The organism is Kitasatospora sp. NPDC092039, from assembly GCF_044756065.1.
GTDB lineage: Bacteria > Actinomycetota > Actinomycetes > Streptomycetales > Streptomycetaceae > Kitasatospora.
In genome coordinates this window covers 327,366-347,333 of sequence record NZ_JBIVSD010000005.1, presented here as the reverse complement: position 1 = coordinate 347,333, position 19,968 = coordinate 327,366, and the positions used below count along the sequence as shown (strand labels likewise).

Here is a 19,968-nt window from a genome sequence, read left to right as displayed (position 1 = left end):
TCTCACAGTCGATGGTCGGGGGCGGTGTCGGGGGCGGGTCAGGTCACGAAGAAGACGCCGGCGTCGGTGCCGGCCGGCGCGTACTCGGCCAGCCGCGCCCGCAGGTTGTCCTCGCGCTGGGGCTGGAACAGGTCGTGGAAGGCGCCCAGCTCGGAGCGGTCCTCGGCGCCGCGGGTGATCTCCGGCGCGCACCCGGCGGCCAGCCGCCCGTAGTCGGGCGTGCCGTACCGCAGGCTGCTGAACACCGGGCGGACCCGGGCCGCCTCCACGTCGCGCAGCCGGGCGGCCTGCGCCGGGGGCAGCTCGCCGCGCTCGACCAGCCCGGTCACCGCCGAGCGCACCAGGTCGGGCTGGCACTCGTACCGGCGCGGGGTGCGCGAGCCCGGGGGGACGTAGCAGAACCGCAGGCAGCCGACCGCGCGGCGGGCCACCCGCAGCCGCCCGGTGAACACGCTGTCCTCGGCGATCGGCACCGCGTGGGCGTGCACCTCGCCGACCACCGTGGAGCGGTGGGCGTGCAGCAGCGCGAAGGCGTGTTCGCAGTCGGGCCCGGCGAGCGCCGGCCGCTCGGACCCGGTGGCGTCCAGGATGCTGTCGGCGAGGTGGACCTCCAGCGGGTCGGCGTCCACCTCGTCGCCGACGACCTGGATCGCGCCCAGGACGCTGCGCTCGATCCGGACGCAGGCCGTGGTGCGGTCCAGGACGAGGCTGGGCTCGTGCGGCGAGTGCGGTTCGCAGTGCGGCTCCAGCGACCAGCCCGGCACCAGGGTGCAGTGCCGCAGGGTGACGGAGGCCAGCGGCCCGGTGACGTTGACCCCGCGGCCGGTGATCAGCAGGCCGTCCAGGACCAGCCGCCCGCCCGGGCAGACGCCCCGGACGTTGAGCGCGTCCGGCCGGTTGCTGTACCAGTCGAGCAGCCGGATCACCGGCCGGGCGCCCTCGGCGGCGCGCAGTTCGAGGCGGTCGTCGCCCTCCAGGTCGAAGTCCAGCTGCTCCTGGTAGGCGCCGCTGTGGGTGATCTCGATGACGGCGGCGCCGCCCGCGCCGCCGTCCGCCTGGTCGGCGCGCCACTGCTGGTAGGCGTCGTTGATCCGCTCGTACGGCCGGCCGGGCCCGACCTGGTAGACCGTGCGGTGCCGGGTCTCCGGGCGGTCCCGCGGGTACTCGCCGCCGCCGGTGTCGTCGCCGAACGCGTAGTGGTAGTCGACCCAGACGCCGCGGCGCGGGGCGGAGCGGGCGCCGAAGGCGATCCGGCCGAGCAGCGGGTCGACGGCGACCTGGCCGCGCTTGGGCCGGTACGCCCAGTCGGTCAGGTCGGCCACCGTGATCTCCGCGGGCGGGATCGGCTCCTGGGCGCCGTCGCGCCAGATGGCGAAGCTCTTCCCGGGCCCGTAGTAGTCGGCCGGCCGCTCGGCCAGCTGCCGGCGCCGGATCGGTGCCGGCACGTTGTCGATCGCCGCGAGGTGGGTGGCCGAGGGCTCCGGCTCGGGCCGGGTGACCAGCGGGGCGTCGTTGCCGAGGACGGAGAAGGTGAAGAGGTTCCTGGCCCGGTCGATGCAGTAGGCCGGCGCCCGGGTGACCCGGTACGGCTTCAGCCGCCAGACGTACAGGGCGACCCCGGCCGGCGTGTGGCCGCCCTGGCGGCGGGTGGAGGCGGCCCGGCGGACGTCGACGGTGTGCGCCTGCCCGTCGAAGGGGCCGCCGAGCAGGTCCAGCGCGGCGCCGCGCCGCACGTCGACCAGCCGGCCCCGGCCCAGCCGCTGACGGTCGGCCGGCTCCTCGTCGGGGCGCAGCAGCCGTACCGGCTGGGTCCCGCCGAGCAGCCGGGACAGCTCCACGGCCCGGGCCGGCCAGTCCGCCACCGAGGCGGACAGCTCCTCCAGCAGGGGCAGCGTGCCCTTGCGCCGGCGGTTGGCGACGGTGTTCGCGACGTCGTGCCGCGGCGCCAGCCGGGCGGCGAGCCGGTCGCGGGCCGCGGCCCGCTCCGGGGAGGCGCCGCCGTGCAGACCGGTGGCGAGCACCTCCTCGTAGCCGGGCAGGATCCGGTAGCCGACCAGGTCGCCGAGGTAGGCGACGGCCCAGTCCGCGGCGGTCTCCACGAACCAGTCCCGGTAGCCCTGTTCGACGCCGCCGCGGACCACGTCGACCTGCTCGGCGATGACGGCCAGCAGGGCGCGCAGCGGCTCGCCCGCGTCGGCGTCCCGCAGCCGGTGCCACTGCGGCAGCAGCTCCAGCAGTCCGTCCGGGTCCCGGCTGTCCCACGACGAGGTCATGCGCGGATCTCCTTGAGGATCAACGTGTCGGGCAGGTTCGGTGACAGCACGGCGAGTTGGGCCGGGCGGATGCCGCGGAACACCGTCAGCACCCGGCCGGGAAGCAGCGGGCGGGTGTCGGTGACGTCCCGGTTGAGGCGCAGCAGCTCGGCGACCGGGATGCCGTTGCGGGCCGCGATGCCGGTGAGGGTCTCCCCGTCGCCGTCCCGCACCCGGTACCGCTGCTCCTCGAAGCGGGCGAGCCGGGCCGGGACGGTCGGCTGCGGCTGCGCGAGCTGTTCGGACAGCCGCTCCAGGCCCTCCGGGGTGAGGCTGCCGGGCACGCCGGTGAAGGAGTCGACGTCGATCCAGTCCACGCCGGGGACGGCCTGGGCGGTGGCGAGCACCTCGGACAGGTGGGCGCTCTGGCCGAGTCGGCGTCCGGGGTAGCCGAGGCGGTCGAGCAGGGCCCGGCGCAGCGCCGGTTCGACCACGTCCCAGGAGTGGTCCGGGTGGACCTTCACGCGCGCGGCGACGACCAGCAGGACGAGTTCGCGTACCGCGACCTCGACCGGCAGCCGCGGGTCGCCGTAGGCGGTGAGCGCGGAGCGCAGCGTGCGGACCAGGTCGGAGTCGCCGCTGAGCGGGATGTCGTCCACCCCGGCCACGGTGACGTGGACGAGTTCCCGCCCGCCGTCCGAGAGCCGGGTGGCGCTGGCCCGGCCGATGCCGGCCCGGGAGCGGGTGAAGTCCTCGTAGTCGGGCACCGAGACCAGCCGGTCGAGGGAGGTGACGGCGAGCGGGATGTTGCGCCTGGCGAGGCCGGGGCCGTCCGGGCCGGCGCCGCCGGTGGCGGGCAGCGGGTTGACGACGGCGGAGACGCCGAGCGGGCGGGTGGTGAGCTGGGTGATCCGGCCGGCGCCGACGTTGCCCGCCTCGCCGATGCCGATCCGGTAGCGGGCGCGGACGTTCTCCCGGCCGGTGGGCAGGCGCGAGCCGTGCACGCCGTCGCCGAAGGTGACGGTGGTGCGGCCGTCGCCGGTGGTCCCGGTGACGTAGACGCGCTCGTCCGGGCCGCGTCCGGCGAGGCTGTCGACCTCGTGCCAGCGCACCCCGTCGACCCGGACCTCCAGGGTGCTGCGGGCGCCCCCGGGGGTGTCGGCGGCGAGCCAGGTGAGCGGCGACTGCCAGAGGGTGAAGCGCTGGCCCGGGACGCCGGCGTCGCCGCTGCCGACGGCCTCGTCGCGGGTGGCGCCCTGGGTGGCCCGGACCACGTTGCCGAGGACCTGGACGGTGTCGCGCCGGTAGCGGTGGGCGAGGCGGGCGCTGAGCGTGATGGTGGTGCGGACGGTGTCGCCGGGCAGGTGCGGGTCGACGCCCTGCTCGACGCCGGCGATCATGGCCAGTTCGGTGGCCCGGACGCCGGTGGTGCCCGGGATGTCGGTCCGCTCGCCGCTGACCGCGATCCACCGGCCGGGGGTCAGCCCGTCGTAGAGCCGGGCGAGTTCGATCCGGCCGCCGTGGACGTCCTCGGTGACGGGCTCGTCGGCGAGCCGCAGCGACTCGCCGCGGGCGTAGACGGTGGCGTCCCGGATGTCCGAGAGCTGGGTGTCCTTGTCGTCCAGCCACGCCTGCTGCAGGGACAGTTCGGTCACCTTGCCGGTGATGCCGAAGTCGGCGCGGGAGACCACCCGCACGTCCGTCACCCGGGTGATGACCTCGGCGAGGTCGCGGCTGCCCGGGATGCCGCCGTCGAGGCCCTTGCGCGGGCGCTGGACGACCACCCAGCTGCCGGGCGCGATCTGGTCGTACACCGCGTCGAGGGCGAGGACGGTGCCGGAGACCGGCTGCAGCTTGGTGGTGAACACCACCTCGACCGCGGGCGCCGACTGGTCGGTGGCGGTGTGGCGCAGCACCCGGACGTTCAGCTCGCCGGACTCGCCGGTCTTCTCCTGGCCGGGTTCGAGCAGGTAGTCGAGCGCGGGGCCGGGCCCGCCGTCGACCGTCACGTGGATGCGTCCGTCGGCCCGCGGGCGGGACACGAAGACGGTGCGTTCGGGCAGCTTGGCGAGGAACCGGGCGCTGACCCCGGGCTCCGGGGCGGGCGCGGGCACGGCGGCCCGCGGGTTCGGCGGCGGCTCCGGCGGCTCGGTGGTGACCACCTTGACCTGGCCGGGCCCGAACGGGAAGGTGTGGTCCCACGGCAGCGAGAAGCCGCTGTGCACCAGGCTGCCGGCCTCGACGTACGTGAAGTCGGCGGTCGTCGGGACCGTCCCGGCGGCGTCGAAGGTGAACCGGACGCCGACCAGGGTGCTGCCGGCGAGCGGCCAGTCCACGTAGCGGTCGATCCGGCCGTCGTCGCCGTAGACGGGCTTGAGCGGCGCGGTGGCGCCGAACGGGGTGGCGACCACCCGCATCGCCTGGATCTCGTGCACGGCGAGCGGCTCGGTCAGGTCGACCCGTCGCCAGGCGGGGTAGAGGCCGTCGCGCAGCCGGGGGTCGAGCGCGGTCAGCAGCTGCGCGCCGAGGTCCGAGCCGGGCGCGAAGAGGCGCCGGGGGTCGCGGGCGAGGTCCCGGGCGCTGAGCGGGGGCCGGGTGGGGGTGGTGCGCAGCGCCGCCAGCAGCGGGCCGAGTCCGCGGACGGCCGGGTCTGCGGCGCCGGGGCCGGGCTCGGGCTGCTCGGGGGCCTGCGGCGGCTCCAGCTGGTGGGCCCGGTCGCGCAGGCCGGCCAGCTCCTCGCCGAGGCGGCCGAACCAGTCGGCCACCGGCTGCCGGGAGCGGGCCAGTTCGGCGGCCTCGGCGGCCCGGGCGACGACCGGGGCGAGCCGGTCGGCGAACTCGGCCGGGGTGCTCAGCGGACCGGCGGGCCGGTCGAGGTCGGCGCGCAGCGGGGCCAGCACCTGGTCGTCGAACGCCCGGATGATCCGGCTGGGCCCGGGCCTGGGGTTCGGGGCGGTCTCGGTGACGGTGATCCAGTCGGCCAGTTCGGCGCGCAGGTCCTTGAGGGTGCGCAGGTCCCGGGGCAGCCCGATCACCGTGACGTCGTTCTCGCGGTCGATCCGGACCTCGGGCACCAGCCGCAGCACCCGGTGGACCGGGTCGGCGGCCTTGTCGGCGCTGAACACGAAGAGCAGCCGGTCGCCGGGCCTGAGGTTGTTGGCGGTGCCGGCGGCGAACAGCTCGGCGCGGCCGCCGGGGTTCAGCTGGCCGGGCGTCAGCTGGTACGGGCGGCGGCGCAGCACGGCCAGTTCGTTCCAGGCCGAGCGGGCGGCGAGGTCCTCGGCGGTCTCGAAGGACTGCGGGTCCTCGCCGGGGCCGGGGACGCTCTGGCTGCGGGCGCCGCGCGGCACGACCACGGTCGGGTCCTCGGCGGCCCGCGGGTCGTGGTCGAGGGTGTAGGCGAGGTAGGTGTCGGCGGCCACGCCGGGCCGGGGCCGGTGCCCGACCAGCCGGCCGAGCAGGGTGAGCGAGCCCTCCTCGGTGGCGGTGCGCAGGTAGCCCTCGTTGGCGATCCGCTCCGAGTAGAAGGTGAGCACGTCGGCGAGCACGGCCCAGGAGTCCAGCAGCGCGATCGCCGGGTCGTCCGGGGTGCGGACGGTCAGGTCGCGCAGTGCCGGGTAGCCGGGGCCGGACAGCCGGGCGAGCAGGCTGTCCAGGAACTCCCCGTAGCGGCCGACGCGGTAGCCGATGGCGTCCAGCCCGGGCGGGTTGAACAGCGGGGCCGGGGTCGCGGTGGCGGTGCCCGAGCAGCCGCAGGTGCACTGGCCGGTCATCGGCCGCCTCCGATCACGATCGAGAGCCGGCCGTTCTCCGGCCGGTCGGGGTCGTCGTCGCAGACGGCGACCTCCAGCGCGCCGAGCCGCAGCAGCCCGTCCGCCAGTTCGCCGTCGTCCCGTCCGAACTGCCGCCGCAGCCGGGTGACCCGGGCACTGACCACGCCCGGCACGGCGGCGGCCGCGGCCACCAGCCGGGAGACCCGCACCGGGTCGCCGAAGCCCAGCGCGTCCGGGTGGAAGAAGCCGACCCGGCCGTCCGGCAGGGTGCGGCCGCCCAGCACCCGCCGCAACTCGGCCAGCAGGTGGCCGCGTTGGTACCCGGCGGTGGCGCAGATCCGCAGTTCGAGGTCGACCGGCACCAGCAGCGCGGGGCGGACCACCAGGTCGTGGCCGATCCGGCGGTACGCCTCCAGGCCGTGGCCGACCGCCTCCAGCAGGGCGGTGTCCGCCTCGGCCCGCCCGTACGGTTCGACGGCCACGTGGACCTCCTGGACGCTGCCGGTCCAGCGCAGCCCGGCGGCGGCGCGCCGGACGCCCGGCAGGGTGGCGGCCAGCTCCGCGTAGTCGGCGGCGGTGACGGCGCGCAGCCTGGTGCGGCTCAGCGCCAGCGGGGCCGACTGGCGGACCTGGTCGAGCGGTTCGGGCTCGGTGCCGCCGGTCGCGGGCAGCGGGTTGCGGACCCGGAGCACCGCGTCCTGCGGCCGGGCGGCGGTGCCGCGACCGGTCGGGTCGGGCTGCTGTCCGCAGACCACCAGGTGGTTGACGGCCTCCGCGCCCACGTTCCCGGCGATGCCGTTGCCGATCCGGTACGCGACCCGCAGCTCGGCGCCCGGCCGGGGCGGCAGGCCGTGGCGGCCGTCGCCGAAGCGCAGCGCGAGGCGGCCGTCGTCCTCCAGCTCGCCCACGAAGTGCCGGTCCCGCCGGCCGTCGGCGAGCAGGTCCCGGCGGGGCGTCCACTCCCGGCCCTCGGCGGTGGCCAGCACCGCCGGCAGGGCGGTACGCGGGTCCTGGACGGCGATGCCGCTCGCCGGGCCGGCCAGCGCGGGGGAGTCGGGGTCGAGCCCGGCGGCGTACCGGGCGCCCCAGCTCTGGGCCACCTCCCAGACGCCGCCGCGCCGGAGCACCCCGCCGCAGCGGGCCCGCGCGGTGAGCACCTCGAGGCGGCGCAGCTTGGCGGCGAGCAGGCGGGTGCGGCGGGCCAGCAGCTCGCGCAGCCCGGCGGCCGGACGGTCGGCGAGGCGCAGCTCGTGCACCACTCGGGCGCCGAACAGCAGGGTGAGCTCGGCGACTTCGGCGCGGGACAGGTCGTGGCCGCGGTCCGCCCGGTGCCACAGCTCCTCCAGCCGCCGGCGGACCCGTTCGGGGATGCCGGCGAGCAGCACGGCCTGCCGGGCGCCGACCTGTCCGCGGTCCGGGTAGGCGGCCGCCTGGGTGACCGGCGCGTAGCGCAGCAGCGGGCGGAACGGCTGCGGCAGGACGGGGTAGCGGGTCTGGTCGAGCAGCGTCTCCAGGGCCGCCGCCTGGGCGTCGGCGGTGGGCGGCTCGACCACGGCGCCCTGGCCCTCCCCGCCCTCCGCGCCGGAGCCGGGGGCGAGCCGGACGCCCAGCCCGGCCCGGCGGACCGCCGCCTCGCCGACCAGCGCGTCCAGCTCGCGGACCTGCTCGGGGCCGAGCTGGCGGCCGGTCCGGGTCTGGTCCAGCAGTTCGTGGATTGCCTCCGCCGCGGGGCTGCCGCCGTCGCGGTCCGCGCAGCCGGAGCCGCCCGGCCCGCAGGGCGCCACCCGGACGGGTTCCGGCGGCACCGCGAAGGTCTCCGGGGCGCCGCCGCAGAAGGTGAGGGAGCGGCCGTGGTCGACCAGGACGACGTTGCCGCGGGCGACGCTCACGTCGTCGATCGGGCCGCAGTCGCTCCCGCCGTGCGCGGACAGGCAGACCGGGAAGGCCAGCGCGTCCTCCGGCGCCCAGGCGACCTCGACCACGGGCTGCTCGTACAGCTCGTCGACCAGGTGGGTGACGGAGGTGAGCCGGACGGCCTGGCGGTGCGCGGGATCGGCGTCGGCGGCGGCGCCGGTGCGCGGGCCGAGCACCTCCTCGATGACCAGCAGGTCGCCGGGGCGCAGCGCCAGGTGCCGGGTGCGGGCCTCCGGCCGGTCGGCCGGGTGCCAGTCGTCGCGCAGGGTGGCGGAGGTGGCGCCCGCGGGCAGGACGCAGTCCTGGTCCCCCCAGGTCCAGAACCGGATGGTGTTGTGCGCGGGATGCAGCACCAGGTCGGCCGCGCCGAGCGGCTCGAACACCTCGACGGCGGCGGTCCGGGTGAGCGCGTCCAGCTCCTCGTCCGGGATCACCGTGGACAGCCGCGGGCGTTCCTGCGGGCCGAGCCCGCCGACGTCGACGGCGGCGAAGCGGAAGGTGCCGCGCCGGAGGGTCAGGGTGCGGTCCGCCGTCAGCGCGACGAACGTCCGGGCGTTGCAGCCGTCGTGCACGGGGTAGTCGATCAGCCGGACGTGCCGGCGCACCGACACCCGGCGGCGGGCGGTGTCGAGGTACGCCTCGGTGGCCACCGCGTCCTGCTGGTAGGAGAGCCGGTCGGCGGTGTGGGCGAGCAACTCGACCAGGGTGACGCCGAGGTCGGGCAGGTGCCGCTCGGTCCAGCCGGGGGTGGTGAGGCTCATCCGGTCCAGCACCAGCCGGCGCAGGCTCTCGTAGTCGCGGGCGGTGTAGTCGATGACCGGGGCCGGCCGGACGGCGGGCGGGCAGCTCTCCTCGGTGCGGCAGTCGTACGGGGAGGGGCAGTCGGCGCCGAAGGAGAACCCGGTGCTCGCGTACCTCGGGTCGAAGCCCGGGTACGGGCGGGTGCCCGGGCGGCCGTAGGCGTCCGCCTCGACCACGGTCAGCCGGTAGCGGGAGGTGTCGCCGGCCCGGTCGAGGGTGACGTGCATCCGGTCGTCCAGCTCCGGGTCGTCCGCGCGCTCGATGTCGACCGCGACGGCGCGCAGGCCGGTGATCCGCCGGCCGCCGTCGACCCGGATGTTCTCCGGGCCCAGCTCGGCCGGGGCCCGGCCGAGGAAGGTCACGCTCAGCGTGCGCCCGTCGTCGTCCGGCTCGGCGCCGTCCAGGCCCAGCAGGTGCGCCGCGCGCACGTCGGCGCGGCGCCGTTCCGTCCCGCACCGGACCGGCGCACGTCCGTCCCGCCCGGTCGCCTCGGCTCGGCCGGTCATGCCGTCACCCCGCCCTCGAACACGTCGTGCCGCCGCGCACCCGTCCGGCGGACGACGTACGCCAGCTCGACCCGGACCACGTTGTCCTCGCTCTCCACGTCGAGCGAGACGACCTCGATCACGTCGCCGAGCCACCGCTGCAGCGCCGCCTGGACGGACAGCTGCAGGGTGGCCGCCAGCTCCGGGCTGTTCGGCGCGAAGACCAGGTCGAGCAGCCCGCAGCCGAAGTCCGGGTGCATGACCCGCTCGCCGGGGCCGGTGAACAGCAACTGCTCGATCATGTCCCGCACGTGGTCGTCGTACGCCGCCTCGGCGGTGCGCCCGCGGCTGTCGGTCCGGAACGGGAAGGCGAGGTCCGTGCGGGCCGGTCCGGCGCCGTTCGCGGGGTACCTTGTCGTCGTCACGCGCCCACCGCCCGCTGCTGGACGACGGTCACGACCGGCGGCCCCTGCGGGACCTGCTCGGCGCTCTGGCACAGCCCGACGGCGGACTGCGGCAGCGCGGGGGAGCCGTTCACCCGGATCCGGGCGGACGGCACCACCCAGCGGATCGTGACGCAGGGCTGCGGCTTGCCGGCCACGTTGAACGGGCAGCCGGTCACGGTGTACAGGTCGGCGGTGCCGGTGACGGCCTGGCCGGCGGCCAGCACCCGCGCCTGGGCGGGCCGGGCCGTGGCCTGGGCGCCGTGCGGGCAGGTCACCGTCGCATTGACGTGCAGCAGATTTCCGGGCACGAGACTCTCCCCCCGTCAGGTCACGCTCAGGGCGTCCTGGTTGATGGAAACGGTGGCGCCGACGAGCGAGATCGAGGCGCCCTGGCCGTTGCTGATCTGGATGCCCGAGTCGTTGATCACGATCGAGGCCCCGCTCGGGGTGCGCAGGGTGATCCCGGTGGTCGGGTCGTCGGACAGGACGATCACCCGCCGTCCGGTGGTCTCCAGCACCTGGTTCGGCACGCCCGGCGGGCCGGTGGTCGCCTCCACCGGCACCTCGGAGGCGGCGCCGTACCAGCAGCCCGTCCAGATCGGGTAGCTCTGGTCGCCCTGCTCGAACTCCACCCACACGCCGGCCCCGACCGGCGGGACGGCGTAGTGCCCCATGCCCGGACCGGCCACCGGGAAGCACGGCATCGCCCAGGTCGAGGTGACCTCGCCCAGCACGTCGGGCACCTGGGCCTGGATGCGGCCGATCCCGAGCGGGTCGACGTTGTTCACCACCGTTCCCCGGAACTTGCCGAGATAGCGGGTCGGTTCGGCCATGCTGGCGGCTCCTGCTGGTCGGTCGCTGGTCGGTCGCTGGTCGGTCGGTCGGTCGGTCGGTCGCTGGTCGGTGGTCGGGGCGGTTGCGGCGCGACGGTCACGGCACGGCGGTCACGGCACGACGGTCGGTTGGAGGGCGATCAGGCCCTCGCGGGCCAGCGTGAAGTTCTGGCTGTACGCGCCGCGCTTGAGGTTGTGGGTGACGCTCTTGACGAAGTACAGGCCGTCGTAGGTGAGCCCGGCGCCGCGGACCCCGACCAGCTCGCGCGGCCGCAGCACGTGGCCGTACCGGACGACGTCGAGCTGGCCGGAGCCCGTGACGGCGTCCGCCGACACCATCGCCTTGGCGATGGTCTCCGCGACGGCCTGGGAGGTGTCCTTCTTGGCGGTGTCGGCGATGACCTTCTTCTTCAGCGCCGGTGCGGGCCGCAGCGCCAGCGGCGGGCGCAGGATGCTGACCTCCGGCACCGGCAGGACGGCGGACACCTTGGTCGCCGGGAACTGGATGCGGGCCTCCGGCTCCTCGCGGGCCGTCCCGTCGAAGGCGAAGGTCAGCTGGTCGACGTTGGACAGCGCGTCCATGTTGACGTTCAGCGCGTGCTGCGGGACGCCGAGCCGGACCTCCGGCCCCCAGTAGGCGCGGCTCATCCCGGGGACCGGGCCCGGGTCCAGGTAGAACACGTAACCGTTGGCCTTCGCCAGCTCGTTGACGTAGCCGAGGTCGGTGCCCTTCTGGAAGTCGATCCGCCGGGTCGGCATCGGCGTCTGCGGCACCAGCTCGGGGACGACCAGCGGCGCGATCCCGTACTGCCCGTACTTGCCGATGATCGCCGCGACCCGGGCCGCCGGTGACATCGCCGGGAACGGCACCCCGGCCTGCTCCTCCAGGTCCATCAGCACCGTCAGGTCCTCGCCGGTGACGGTCAGCGTGGACTGGCCCGGCTGGTTGCTGATGCCGACCTCCTGGCGGATGATCACCCCGTCCATCAGCACGGTCGGGGTGCCGGTGACGGTCACCATCAGGACGACCCTGATCTTCGGGTCGAAGAAGCCGCCCGGCAGCAGCGCGGTGTTGAGCAGACCGTGCTTCGACAGGTCGAAGGCCAGCTGGAACCCGCTGCGCTGCCCGGACGCCACCGTGACCTGCGCCGACAACAGGGCGTCGGTCACCGGCTGCGGCACCGGCACCGGGATCTGCGGGCCCATCAGCAGGCTCAGGTGGATCGACCCGACGGCCGAGGCGTCAGCCACCGCCCACCCCCGGTACGGCGCCCGGCAGCGCGACGGTGATCCGCCGGCCCGGCGTCGCGGTCAGCTCCCGCGGATCGACCACCGGGTTGGCGTCGGCGATCCGCCACCACTGGTCGGCGCTGCCGAGGTAGCGGTAGGCGAGCAGATCGAGGCGGTCGCCGGTGCTCACGGTGTGCTCGGCGAGCGGCGTCAGGCCGTCCGTGCTCGGCAGCAGCCGCCGCCGCAGGTACGGCACCTGCCGCCCGTCCGGTGCGGTGTGCAGCGCGACCGGAACGCCGTGGTACCGGCTGGTCAACGGGTAGGGCGACGGCGCGGGCAGCGCGTCGAGCGGGTGGTCGGCGGTCATCGCAGGCCCCCTCCCAGCCCGAGCGAACTCAGCCGGCCGTCGGCCGCGGAGCCGACCAGCCGCTCCTTCTGCGCCAGGTGCGCCAGGTAGAGCTCGGCCCCGCGGTGGCCGGTCGGCAGATCGCTGACGGTCAGGACCCGCAGGCCGATGCCGACGGCGGCCCTGATCGGATTCAGGTCGATGTCGAACGTCTCCTCCGTGATGGTGAGTTCGGTCAACCGCACCGGCAGGATCCGCTTGCCGCCCCAGGTGAACAGCGTCAGCGGCGCCTCGATCGGCGTGACCTCCAGGGTGCCCAGCGCGGCCAGCGCCTGGTTGGCCCGCAGCTGCGCACTGGCCGGCTGCACCAGCAACTCCAGCGTGGCCAACTGCGGATGGATCCCGTTGGGAGCGGGAACCTCCAACTGGTCGGTGGCGTCCAGCTCGGCGGTGAACTTCCAGGTCTCGACCGCGGGCCCCTTCAACCGCAACGCCTCCGTCCGGTCCCCGCTCCCGTCCGCCCCGGCGACCTGCGGCGCGAGCGAGCGCTCCAGACTGTCCGGATTGAACTGCAGCACGACGATCCGCTGCGGCGTCCCCCGCTGCGGATCGACGATCACCAGCCCGGCCCGGATGGGCTTGGGGGCGTCCGTGTACCCGGTCATCTGTCTCCCCCTACTCTCGTTCCGGAACCTCGGTACCTAGAAGGTCCAGCACGGTCGGGGCCGGGAACGGGGCGTCTTTCGGCCAGGACGCGACGACGCGCTCGACAAGGGTGCGGTACGCGGGCAGATGTCGCCTGGCCAGGATGAGTGCCGCGTGCGCCTGGAGTCGGAAGTCGCTGAGCTCGATGGCTCGGGCAGCGACGCGAGCGGCCTCCGCAGAGCGCACGTTGGCGAAGGCCATGAGCGCGTGAAGACGTTCCGCCGGCGAATTGGAATCCTCGAAGAGGATGTCACTGAGCGCGTCGACCAGCTCCTGATCAAGAGTGGCGGACTCCTCCAGTACCGTGCCGGCTACCAGGGCCGCAGCTTCCGTGGAGTTGGCCGTGGTGGCCTGCCGTAGGGCGGACGCGATGAGGCCCGAGTCCTCGGGGCGGGCCAGGTTCAGCATGGCCAGCAGAGCACTGGCGTGATCTGCGCCGTCGTGCTCCGCGCCGGTCGTACTGGCCGGAGAAGGGGGAGATTCAAGGATTTTCCGGGCGCGATCCAGTACTTCCGCTGCGTCGTCGGCGAATGGGTTCTCCGCGCCGTATCGACCGGTCGAATCCGCATGATGGTAATGGTCGAGGGCGATGCCGACGGCGACAGTGTCTCCGCTTCTCAGGAGGGTCCGGAAGGCGTCATGATCGCCCGCTTTGCCGCCCGTTCCGGATGCCAGTCCGGCGCGCGCGTCGTCTAGCTCGGAATTGTCGAGCCTGCATCCCCACCAGTGATAGCTGTCAAACGACATCGCTGCATTCTCCATTACTTTGGGCCGAAATATCCAATGATTGCTTTCGGCGGAATCCTGTCCTTGATCAGTACCTCCTGGGTGCGCACGACATCCTGGAGGGCCTGCTTGGTCGAGTCCGACCCGGGATGGCTGAGATTCCACTGATCCTGACCCCTCTTCGTGGTCAGGTCGTAGATGTCCTTGCTGGGAACGTACAGGAGGTCAATCCTCACCCAACCGAACTCGCCGCCGAGGGGCTTGCCCTGTGGGTTGGTGACGGCTGCCTTCTCCAGCTTCGTCGTGGAGATGAACGGGCTGCTCTTCTTGCCGACTACATGCGCGGGGATGTTGATCTCCGCGCTCGTGTCCCTGGCCGTCAGGCCTTCACCTTTCTCGCTCCTCTCTTTGCCCTGCTCCTGGGCTTTCTTGTTGGCCTTATCGATCCTCTTGGCCTCCGGCAGATCCCGCTGCGCAATGTTTCGTGTCAGGAATCGAGGGACGTACTGGCCGGCGGAGTCCAGTACGAACTCCGCCCCGCGGTCGTTCCGGAACAGGGTCTGGTTACCCTCCTTCCTGATCTCTCGGTAGACATTCCTCCGCCGAAACTGTCCGATGGAGATCGTCGGAATCTTGTGGTCGGGCCCCCGATCATAGAGGAGCACGGCGGACTCCGGGTCCTGACCGTCGGGAGCACTGCCCTCCAACCATCGCATTTTACTCTGGAGTCCCTCGTCGCGGGCTTTGGCCGGCTTCTTCTTTTCCTTCCCGCTCCTCGCACCTTTGGCACTCTTGCCCGGTTTGCTTCCCTTCGCGGAGGTTCCGAGCTCGGCGACGACCTCGGCGCAGATGGCCTTCACGTCAGCAAGGCGCTGCACCTTGCGACCGGTGAACGCCTTGTCGATCGCCTGCCGCAAGGCATTCGTGATGTTGTCCTCTGGCCCGAGGGCGAACAGCTCGAAGTGGGCTTCCGTAACGGTCTGCTCGGGGTTCAGCGCCGCTATGAGCTGGAATTCCTCGGTCCCGACCGGCGCGAGGCTGGTCAGGCGATTCCAGGCGCGCATGGCCCGGAGAACGGCGTTGAACACCGCCTCCAGGAGGCCCCGCTGCAGCAGATCGACGAGCTTCGGCCGGATGCGGGCGACGATCAGGTCAAGGCGGTTCTTCTTCGCCTCCGGCGAGTTCTCGTGGGCGCGGCGCTGTGCGCGCTGCTGCTGGCGCTTCTGGTGCCAGGCGCGGAGGCGGTCGCGTTGCCTGCGGTAGGCGTCGCGGATGCGGTGGGCGCCGTTGGTGAGGGCGCGGCCCAGTCTGCTGTTGCGGAGTTTGCGGCCGAGGGTGCGGGCGGCGGTCCGCACCCGGTTGAGGGCGGCCCTGACGGTCTGGCGGGAGGCGTTGAGGGCGCGGCCGACGGGGGAGGTGGGGCGGCGGCGGGGGGTGGTGGGCTTCGGGCGGGGGGTCCCGCGGTGCGGGCGCCCGGGGGTGGCGGCGGTCGGGCGGCGGTCGACGGTGTGCCGGGCGGGGCCCGTCCGCGCGGGCCGGGTGGGGCGGCCGACCGGGGGCCGCCGCTTCAGCGACCGGGTGGCCCGGCGCAGGCTCGCCCGGGCCTTGTTGACCGCCCGTCCGGCGGCCTTGCGGGCGCCCCGGCCGGCCCTGGCCAGGCCCTTGAGGATCCGCTGCGCGATCCCCTTGAGCTTGGTGCCGACCGCCTTCCCCGCTCCCTTGAGCTTGCTGAGCAGGAAGTTGGAGATGAAGTCCAGCAGCGCGACCACGCCCGCCGCGACCGCGTCGGCGAACAGGCAGGCCGCCGAGCCGGACTTGACCGCCTTGAGGAAGGCGACGAACTTCCCGATCGCGGCGACGATCTTGCTGATGGTGTTCCACGCCGCGACCAGGCCCTGGACGATCGCCATGATCGCGCCCGCGGCCGGCACGATCAGCGACACCAGCTTCTCGACCACGATCGAGACGATCATCCCGGGCAGCGCGGCGACGATCGCCTGCCAGGCCATCCGCCCGATCTGGGCCATCGAGATGCAGCCCTTGACCAGGACGTTGACGATGGTGGAGGTCAGCCCGACGACCGACTCCACCTTCTCGTTGAACCAGGTCCGCACCGCACTCTTGATCGCGCCCCACAGGTAGTGCTGGATGCCGTCGACCGCCGCGGTGCCGAGCTTCTTCAGCCACCCGCCCGGGTCGGGGGCGATGTCGCCGATCAGGGCCGCGAACTCCCCGAACACCGCGATCGCCTTCCGCACGAAGTCGATCGCGTCCATGACCGCCTTGCGGACCGCCTCGATCGCGGCCTTCAGCCCCGCCTCCAGGGCGTCCAACAGCGCGTTCAGCCCGGCCGCCAGCGCGTCGAGCAGCTTGTTGACGGCGTTCTTGAGCTTGTCCGCCCACTCGTTGACCTTGGCGATCGCCTTGTCGCGCCACTCCTCGATCTTCCGGCGGAACCTGTCCCGCAGCTCGGGGAAGGCCGCCAGCAGCACGTCGCAGATCTTGATCAGCGCGTCCGCGAGCTTGTCGATCAGCTCGACGGCGAACTTCCGGGCCTGGTCGATCGCCCAGTTCGCGAACGTCCGGAAGCCGTCGATGATGTCGTTGATCAGGCCGCGGAAGAAGTCGAAGACCTTGGTGACCGCCTCGACCAGCGCGTCGAAGGCCGCCCTCACCTTGGACTTGACCCAGCCCCACCAGCCCTCGGACTCCTCCTTCTTGCGGTCCTTCTCCTTCTGCGCCTTCTCCTCAGCCTCCTTGCGCTTGTCCTGGATCTTCTGGTTGTCCTGCTGCCGGCGGTCCTCGACGTCCTTGTCGGCCTCGGCGCGCTTCCTGCCGATCCGGCCGGTCTTGTCCTCGTGCTCCGCGCCGGCATCCTGGTCCGCGGTGGAGATCTTCTCGTCCTGCTCGGTGCGCCACTGCTCGCGTTCGGCCCTGACCTTCTCCGCCGCGTCGCCCCGCTCGCCGGCCTGGGCCTCGGCGTTGTCGGCCACCGCCTGGTCGACCTCGGCCTGGTTCTGCCGCCGCGCCTCGGCCTCGCCCTGCTTCTGCTCGGCCTGCTCGGAGCCCAGCCGATTCTGCCCCTGGCCGACCGCCGCCTGGATCTGCGGCCCGCGCTCCTGCCGGGTGACGATGCCGATGCCCGGTTCGGCGGAGACCGCGCCGCGGGCGCCCCCGCCCTTGCGGCGGCCGCCGCCCGGGACGGAGGCGGTGAGCGTCTCCTTCGGCACGTCCGGGTAGATCCGGTCCTCGCCCATCGGCTTGGCGGTGTCCTCCCGGCCGACGCCGAGGATCCTGCCGGAGCTCTCCTTGAGCTTCGCCGCCTGCCGATCGGTGCGTGCCGGGTCGCTCTCCCCGGTCAGCTCGACCTTGGGCGCCGGGCCGACGGTGGTGTTCAGCGCCGGGTCGGTCGAGGGCACGCCGTCGACCGCGACCTGGGCCTGCTGCACCTCCTGCGCCGACACCTGGTTGCCCGGGTCGTCGGCGACGTGCGGCGGGGCGACCCGGTCACCGGGGTTGCCGCCCTCGACCTTCTTCTCCTCGGCCTTCCGCTGCTCACCGTCCGCACCCTCCGGACCGACCCGCTCCAGCCGCTCCGTCACCGCCTCGGCGGGCGGCGCGGCCTCGGGCGGGCCGGACCGGGTCTGCGGTGCGCCGGACGGGCGCCGGGTGGTCGGCGGGGCGGCCTGCAACCGGGCGTGCTGCTCACCGACCGTACGGTCCACCGAACCGTCCACGCCGTCCAGGGTCGCGGCCATCTGATCGGGCGGCAGGCTCGCGGCGGTGGCGAGGGCGCTCTGCGGGTCCTGGCCGGACACGTCGGGCGGAGCCGGCTGCTCCTGCCGTTCGGCGGGGGCGCCGGCCGCGCCACCGCCGCCCCCCGCGGCGCAGCCTCCACCGCCCGCTCCGTCCGGCTCCGCCTCGGTGGTGGGCTGCTGCGGGCCCGCGCAGGCGCCGCCGCCGGCCTCCAGGGAGGCGTCCGGGGCGGGCTGGGCGGTGAGCCCGGCGGGCGCGTCGGCCTGCTCGGCCGCCGGACCGGGGGCGGCGGCGCCGGACGGCGCTGCGTCGGGCTCGGCCCCGAGCGGGCTGTCCGGGACGTCGGCCGGGCCGCCCGGGCTTTCGCCGCCGACCGGGCCGGCCCCGGTGCGGGCGGCGGTGCGCCCCGGGACGTCAGGCTCGGGTTCGGCCGTGGGTTCGGCCGCGGGCTCGGTCGCCCGGGCCCGCACGGCGGGTGCTTCCTGGTCCCGCTGGTCCGGCTGCCCGGGCTGCGGGGACGGCGCGACGGGTTCGGCGGCTGCCGCGGGCTCTGCGGGCTCCGCGCCCCGGGCCTGGCCCTGGGCCGGGTCGGGGCCGACCTCCTGTTCGACCGGGCGCTCCGGCTGGAGGTCGCGGCTGCCGCGGTCCTCGGCCTCAGTGGCCTCAGCGGCCTCCGCGGCAGGAGCCGGGGGAGCCTCGGGCTGGGCCGGTTGCGGCGGCGCGGCCGGCTCCTCGTCGGCGTCCGGCCGGCTCTCCCGCTCCTCCTGGACCTGCTCGGCCTTGGTCGCGGGCGGCTCGGGGAACGCCGGTGCCTCGGTGTGCGCTGCGGGTGCGCCGTCCGCCGAGAGCGGCATCCGGTCGACGGTCGGGACGGCGGACACGTCGAGGTCCGCGGAGGGCAGGAAGTCCCCGGGCGCCAGCTCCTGATCGGCGGCGGACGGCTGCGGCGGCTGCTCCTGGTCCGCGCCGGGGGTGTCCTGGACCTCGGCCTCGGCGCCGGGCTCCAGGCCCAACGGCTGTTCCTGGTCCGGGGTTTCGCCCGGCCGGTGGTCGTCCTCCAGCAGGCCGTGCCGGGTGAGCGGGCTGTCCGGAGCCTGCGCGACCGCGTCCAGGCGTTCGGGTTCGACCGGCGCGGGCCGTGGCGGTGGTCCGGCGGCCGGCTGCTGCGGCTTCGTACCGGCCGAGGGCTGGGCGGCGTCCGGCTGCCCGGCCTCGGGCGCGCCGGTGACGGGGACGGCCTCCTCCGCCGCGGCAGGTGCCTCCGCTGCGGCCTCCTCCGCCGCGGCAGGTGCCTCCGCTGCGGCCTCCTCCGCCGCGGCTGCCTCCGGCACGGCCGCCTCCGGCGCGGCCGTGGGCTCGGCCGGGCCGGCGGCGGGCTGCCCCGCCGACTGCGCGGCGCCCTGCGGAGCCTGGCCGGCCTCGCCCTCCGCGGCCGGCGCCCGCTCCTCCGGCCGCTCGTCGGTGCCCGCCCGCTCGTCCTCGCCCTTGCGGTGCCCGCGTCGCCGCTTCCGGCCGTCCGGCCGCTCCGCCTCCTGTTCCGCGCCCTGCTCCGGCTGCCGGTCCTGCCGCTGCTCCGGGTCGTCGCTCTCCTCGCGCTCCTGGTCCGTCCGCTCGGCGGCTCCGGTGACCGGCTCGGGCGTCAGCGCGCCGTCCACCTCGGAGAGGCGGTGCTCGGCGGCCTCGACCAGCTCCAGCACCCGGGTGTAGTCCGAGGACGGCATCCGGACCGCCAGCCGTTCGAGTACGGAGGCCTGCAACTCGGGGGCGAAGCGGGCTAGTTGCAGGCGGACCCGGCCGGAGGAGTCGGTTGGGTCGCCGCGCAGCGAGCGCAGGATGCCGGCCGCCAGCCGGTCGACCAGCGTGGCCGGGTCGAGCCGCTCGGTGCGGAACCGGTCGGCGTCCACGGTCGCGTAGCGGAGCCAGCCCGGTGTGGCGCCCGGCGTCGCCGCGGCCGGCCCGCCGTCGCGCGCGCCGAGCTCCGCCTCCCGTTCGACGGCGTCCTGCGGCAGGCTGACCGCGCCCAGGTCGCGGCCGGCCCGCAGCGCGCCGAGCGGGTTCGGGGCCTGGACGGTGTGCAGCAGTTCGTGGGTGAGCAGCCGGCGGCCGTCCTCGGCGGCCGGGCGGTACTTGCCCTCGCCGAAGAAGAGGTCCGGGCCGACGGCGACGGCGTCCGCGCCGATCAGCTCGGTGAGTGCGGCGGAGTCCCGGTCGGTGTGCACCCGGACCCGGCTGAGGTCGTGGCCGAGCCGGGCCTCCAACTCCCGGCGTACGCCCGGGTCGAGCGGCTGGCCGGCGCCGGAGACGATCTCCTTGGGTTCGGGCGTACGGGCCTTCGGCGTCCGCGTCCTGCGCCGGGCCGCGCCCTGCTTGCCGTCCGGCGCGGAATCCTTCGCAGCGGTGGTGGCCCGCGTCATGTCCGCCCCCGCTCCGGCCGTCGGCCGCCGCCGGACAGCCCGGCGTGCACGGCGCGGGCGAGGGCCTCGCCGAGCCGCTGCGGCGAGGTACCCGCCGGCAGCGGCGGCAGCCCGGAGAGCAGGTCCAGGACGCGGTCGCCGCCGACCGCGAGCGGCACGCCGCGCGCCTCGACCAGACGGGTCAGTTCGCTCCGGAACGCCGCCGTCAGCCGGTCATGGTCGATGCGCGCGAAGCCGTCGAGGACCAGCTCGCCGATCTCCACCTCGATCCGCCCGGCCCTCCCGTG

At 74.7% G+C, this 19,968-nt stretch carries 12 protein-coding genes; all 12 read right to left on the bottom strand.

What is annotated here, in order from left to right; translation table 11 throughout:
- Nucleotides 1-38: 38 nt before the first annotated feature.
- Complete coding sequence (locus tag ACIQI7_RS13685) at nucleotides 39-2,273, bottom strand: hypothetical protein (RefSeq protein ID WP_401108679.1); 2,235 nt, start codon at nucleotides 2,271-2,273, stop codon at nucleotides 39-41.
- Nucleotides 2,270-6,025 carry a putative baseplate assembly protein gene (locus ACIQI7_RS13680; RefSeq protein WP_401108676.1) on the bottom strand — a complete coding sequence of 1,252 codons (3,756 nt, stop codon included), beginning with the start codon at nucleotides 6,023-6,025 and terminating at the stop codon, nucleotides 2,270-2,272. The genes ACIQI7_RS13685 and ACIQI7_RS13680 overlap by 4 nt, the downstream gene beginning before the upstream one ends.
- Nucleotides 6,022-9,246, bottom strand: coding sequence for a putative baseplate assembly protein (locus ACIQI7_RS13675; RefSeq protein WP_401108674.1), 3,225 nt, complete (start codon nucleotides 9,244-9,246; stop codon nucleotides 6,022-6,024). Before ACIQI7_RS13675 ends, ACIQI7_RS13680 begins: the two co-directional genes overlap by 4 nt.
- The gene (locus ACIQI7_RS13670; RefSeq protein ID WP_401108672.1) at nucleotides 9,243-9,650 is read right to left on the bottom strand and encodes a GPW/gp25 family protein; all 408 of its coding nucleotides are present in this window, start codon (nucleotides 9,648-9,650) and stop codon (nucleotides 9,243-9,245) included. Before ACIQI7_RS13670 ends, ACIQI7_RS13675 begins: the two co-directional genes overlap by 4 nt.
- Nucleotides 9,647-9,979 (bottom strand): hypothetical protein, encoded by a 333-nt coding sequence (locus ACIQI7_RS13665; RefSeq protein WP_387747488.1) that lies wholly within the window; start codon nucleotides 9,977-9,979, stop codon nucleotides 9,647-9,649. Before ACIQI7_RS13665 ends, ACIQI7_RS13670 begins: the two co-directional genes overlap by 4 nt.
- 15 nt (nucleotides 9,980-9,994) lie before the next feature.
- Nucleotides 9,995-10,504, bottom strand: coding sequence for a phage baseplate assembly protein V (locus tag ACIQI7_RS13660; RefSeq protein ID WP_401108668.1), 510 nt, complete (start codon nucleotides 10,502-10,504; stop codon nucleotides 9,995-9,997).
- 111 nt (nucleotides 10,505-10,615) lie between these two features.
- The gene (locus tag ACIQI7_RS13655) at nucleotides 10,616-11,710 is read right to left on the bottom strand and encodes a hypothetical protein (RefSeq protein ID WP_401108869.1); all 1,095 of its coding nucleotides are present in this window, start codon (nucleotides 11,708-11,710) and stop codon (nucleotides 10,616-10,618) included.
- A 37-nt stretch (nucleotides 11,711-11,747) separates the two neighbouring features.
- On the bottom strand, nucleotides 11,748-12,101 hold the full coding sequence (locus ACIQI7_RS13650; protein WP_401108665.1) for a hypothetical protein: 354 nt from the start codon (nucleotides 12,099-12,101) through the stop codon (nucleotides 11,748-11,750).
- Nucleotides 12,098-12,745 carry a hypothetical protein gene (locus ACIQI7_RS13645; protein WP_401108662.1) on the bottom strand — a complete coding sequence of 216 codons (648 nt, stop codon included), beginning with the start codon at nucleotides 12,743-12,745 and terminating at the stop codon, nucleotides 12,098-12,100. Before ACIQI7_RS13645 ends, ACIQI7_RS13650 begins: the two co-directional genes overlap by 4 nt.
- A gap of 10 nt (nucleotides 12,746-12,755) precedes the next feature.
- Nucleotides 12,756-13,532 carry a hypothetical protein gene (locus tag ACIQI7_RS13640; protein ID WP_401108659.1) on the bottom strand — a complete coding sequence of 259 codons (777 nt, stop codon included), beginning with the start codon at nucleotides 13,530-13,532 and terminating at the stop codon, nucleotides 12,756-12,758.
- 14 nt (nucleotides 13,533-13,546) lie between these two features.
- On the bottom strand, nucleotides 13,547-19,681 hold the full coding sequence (locus tag ACIQI7_RS13635) for a DUF4157 domain-containing protein (RefSeq protein ID WP_401108656.1): 6,135 nt from the start codon (nucleotides 19,679-19,681) through the stop codon (nucleotides 13,547-13,549).
- Entirely contained in the window at nucleotides 19,678-19,944 is a 267-nt protein-coding gene (locus tag ACIQI7_RS13630; protein WP_401108653.1) for a hypothetical protein, read from the bottom strand. The genes ACIQI7_RS13635 and ACIQI7_RS13630 overlap by 4 nt, the downstream gene beginning before the upstream one ends.
- Nucleotides 19,945-19,968: the final 24 nt, after the last annotated feature.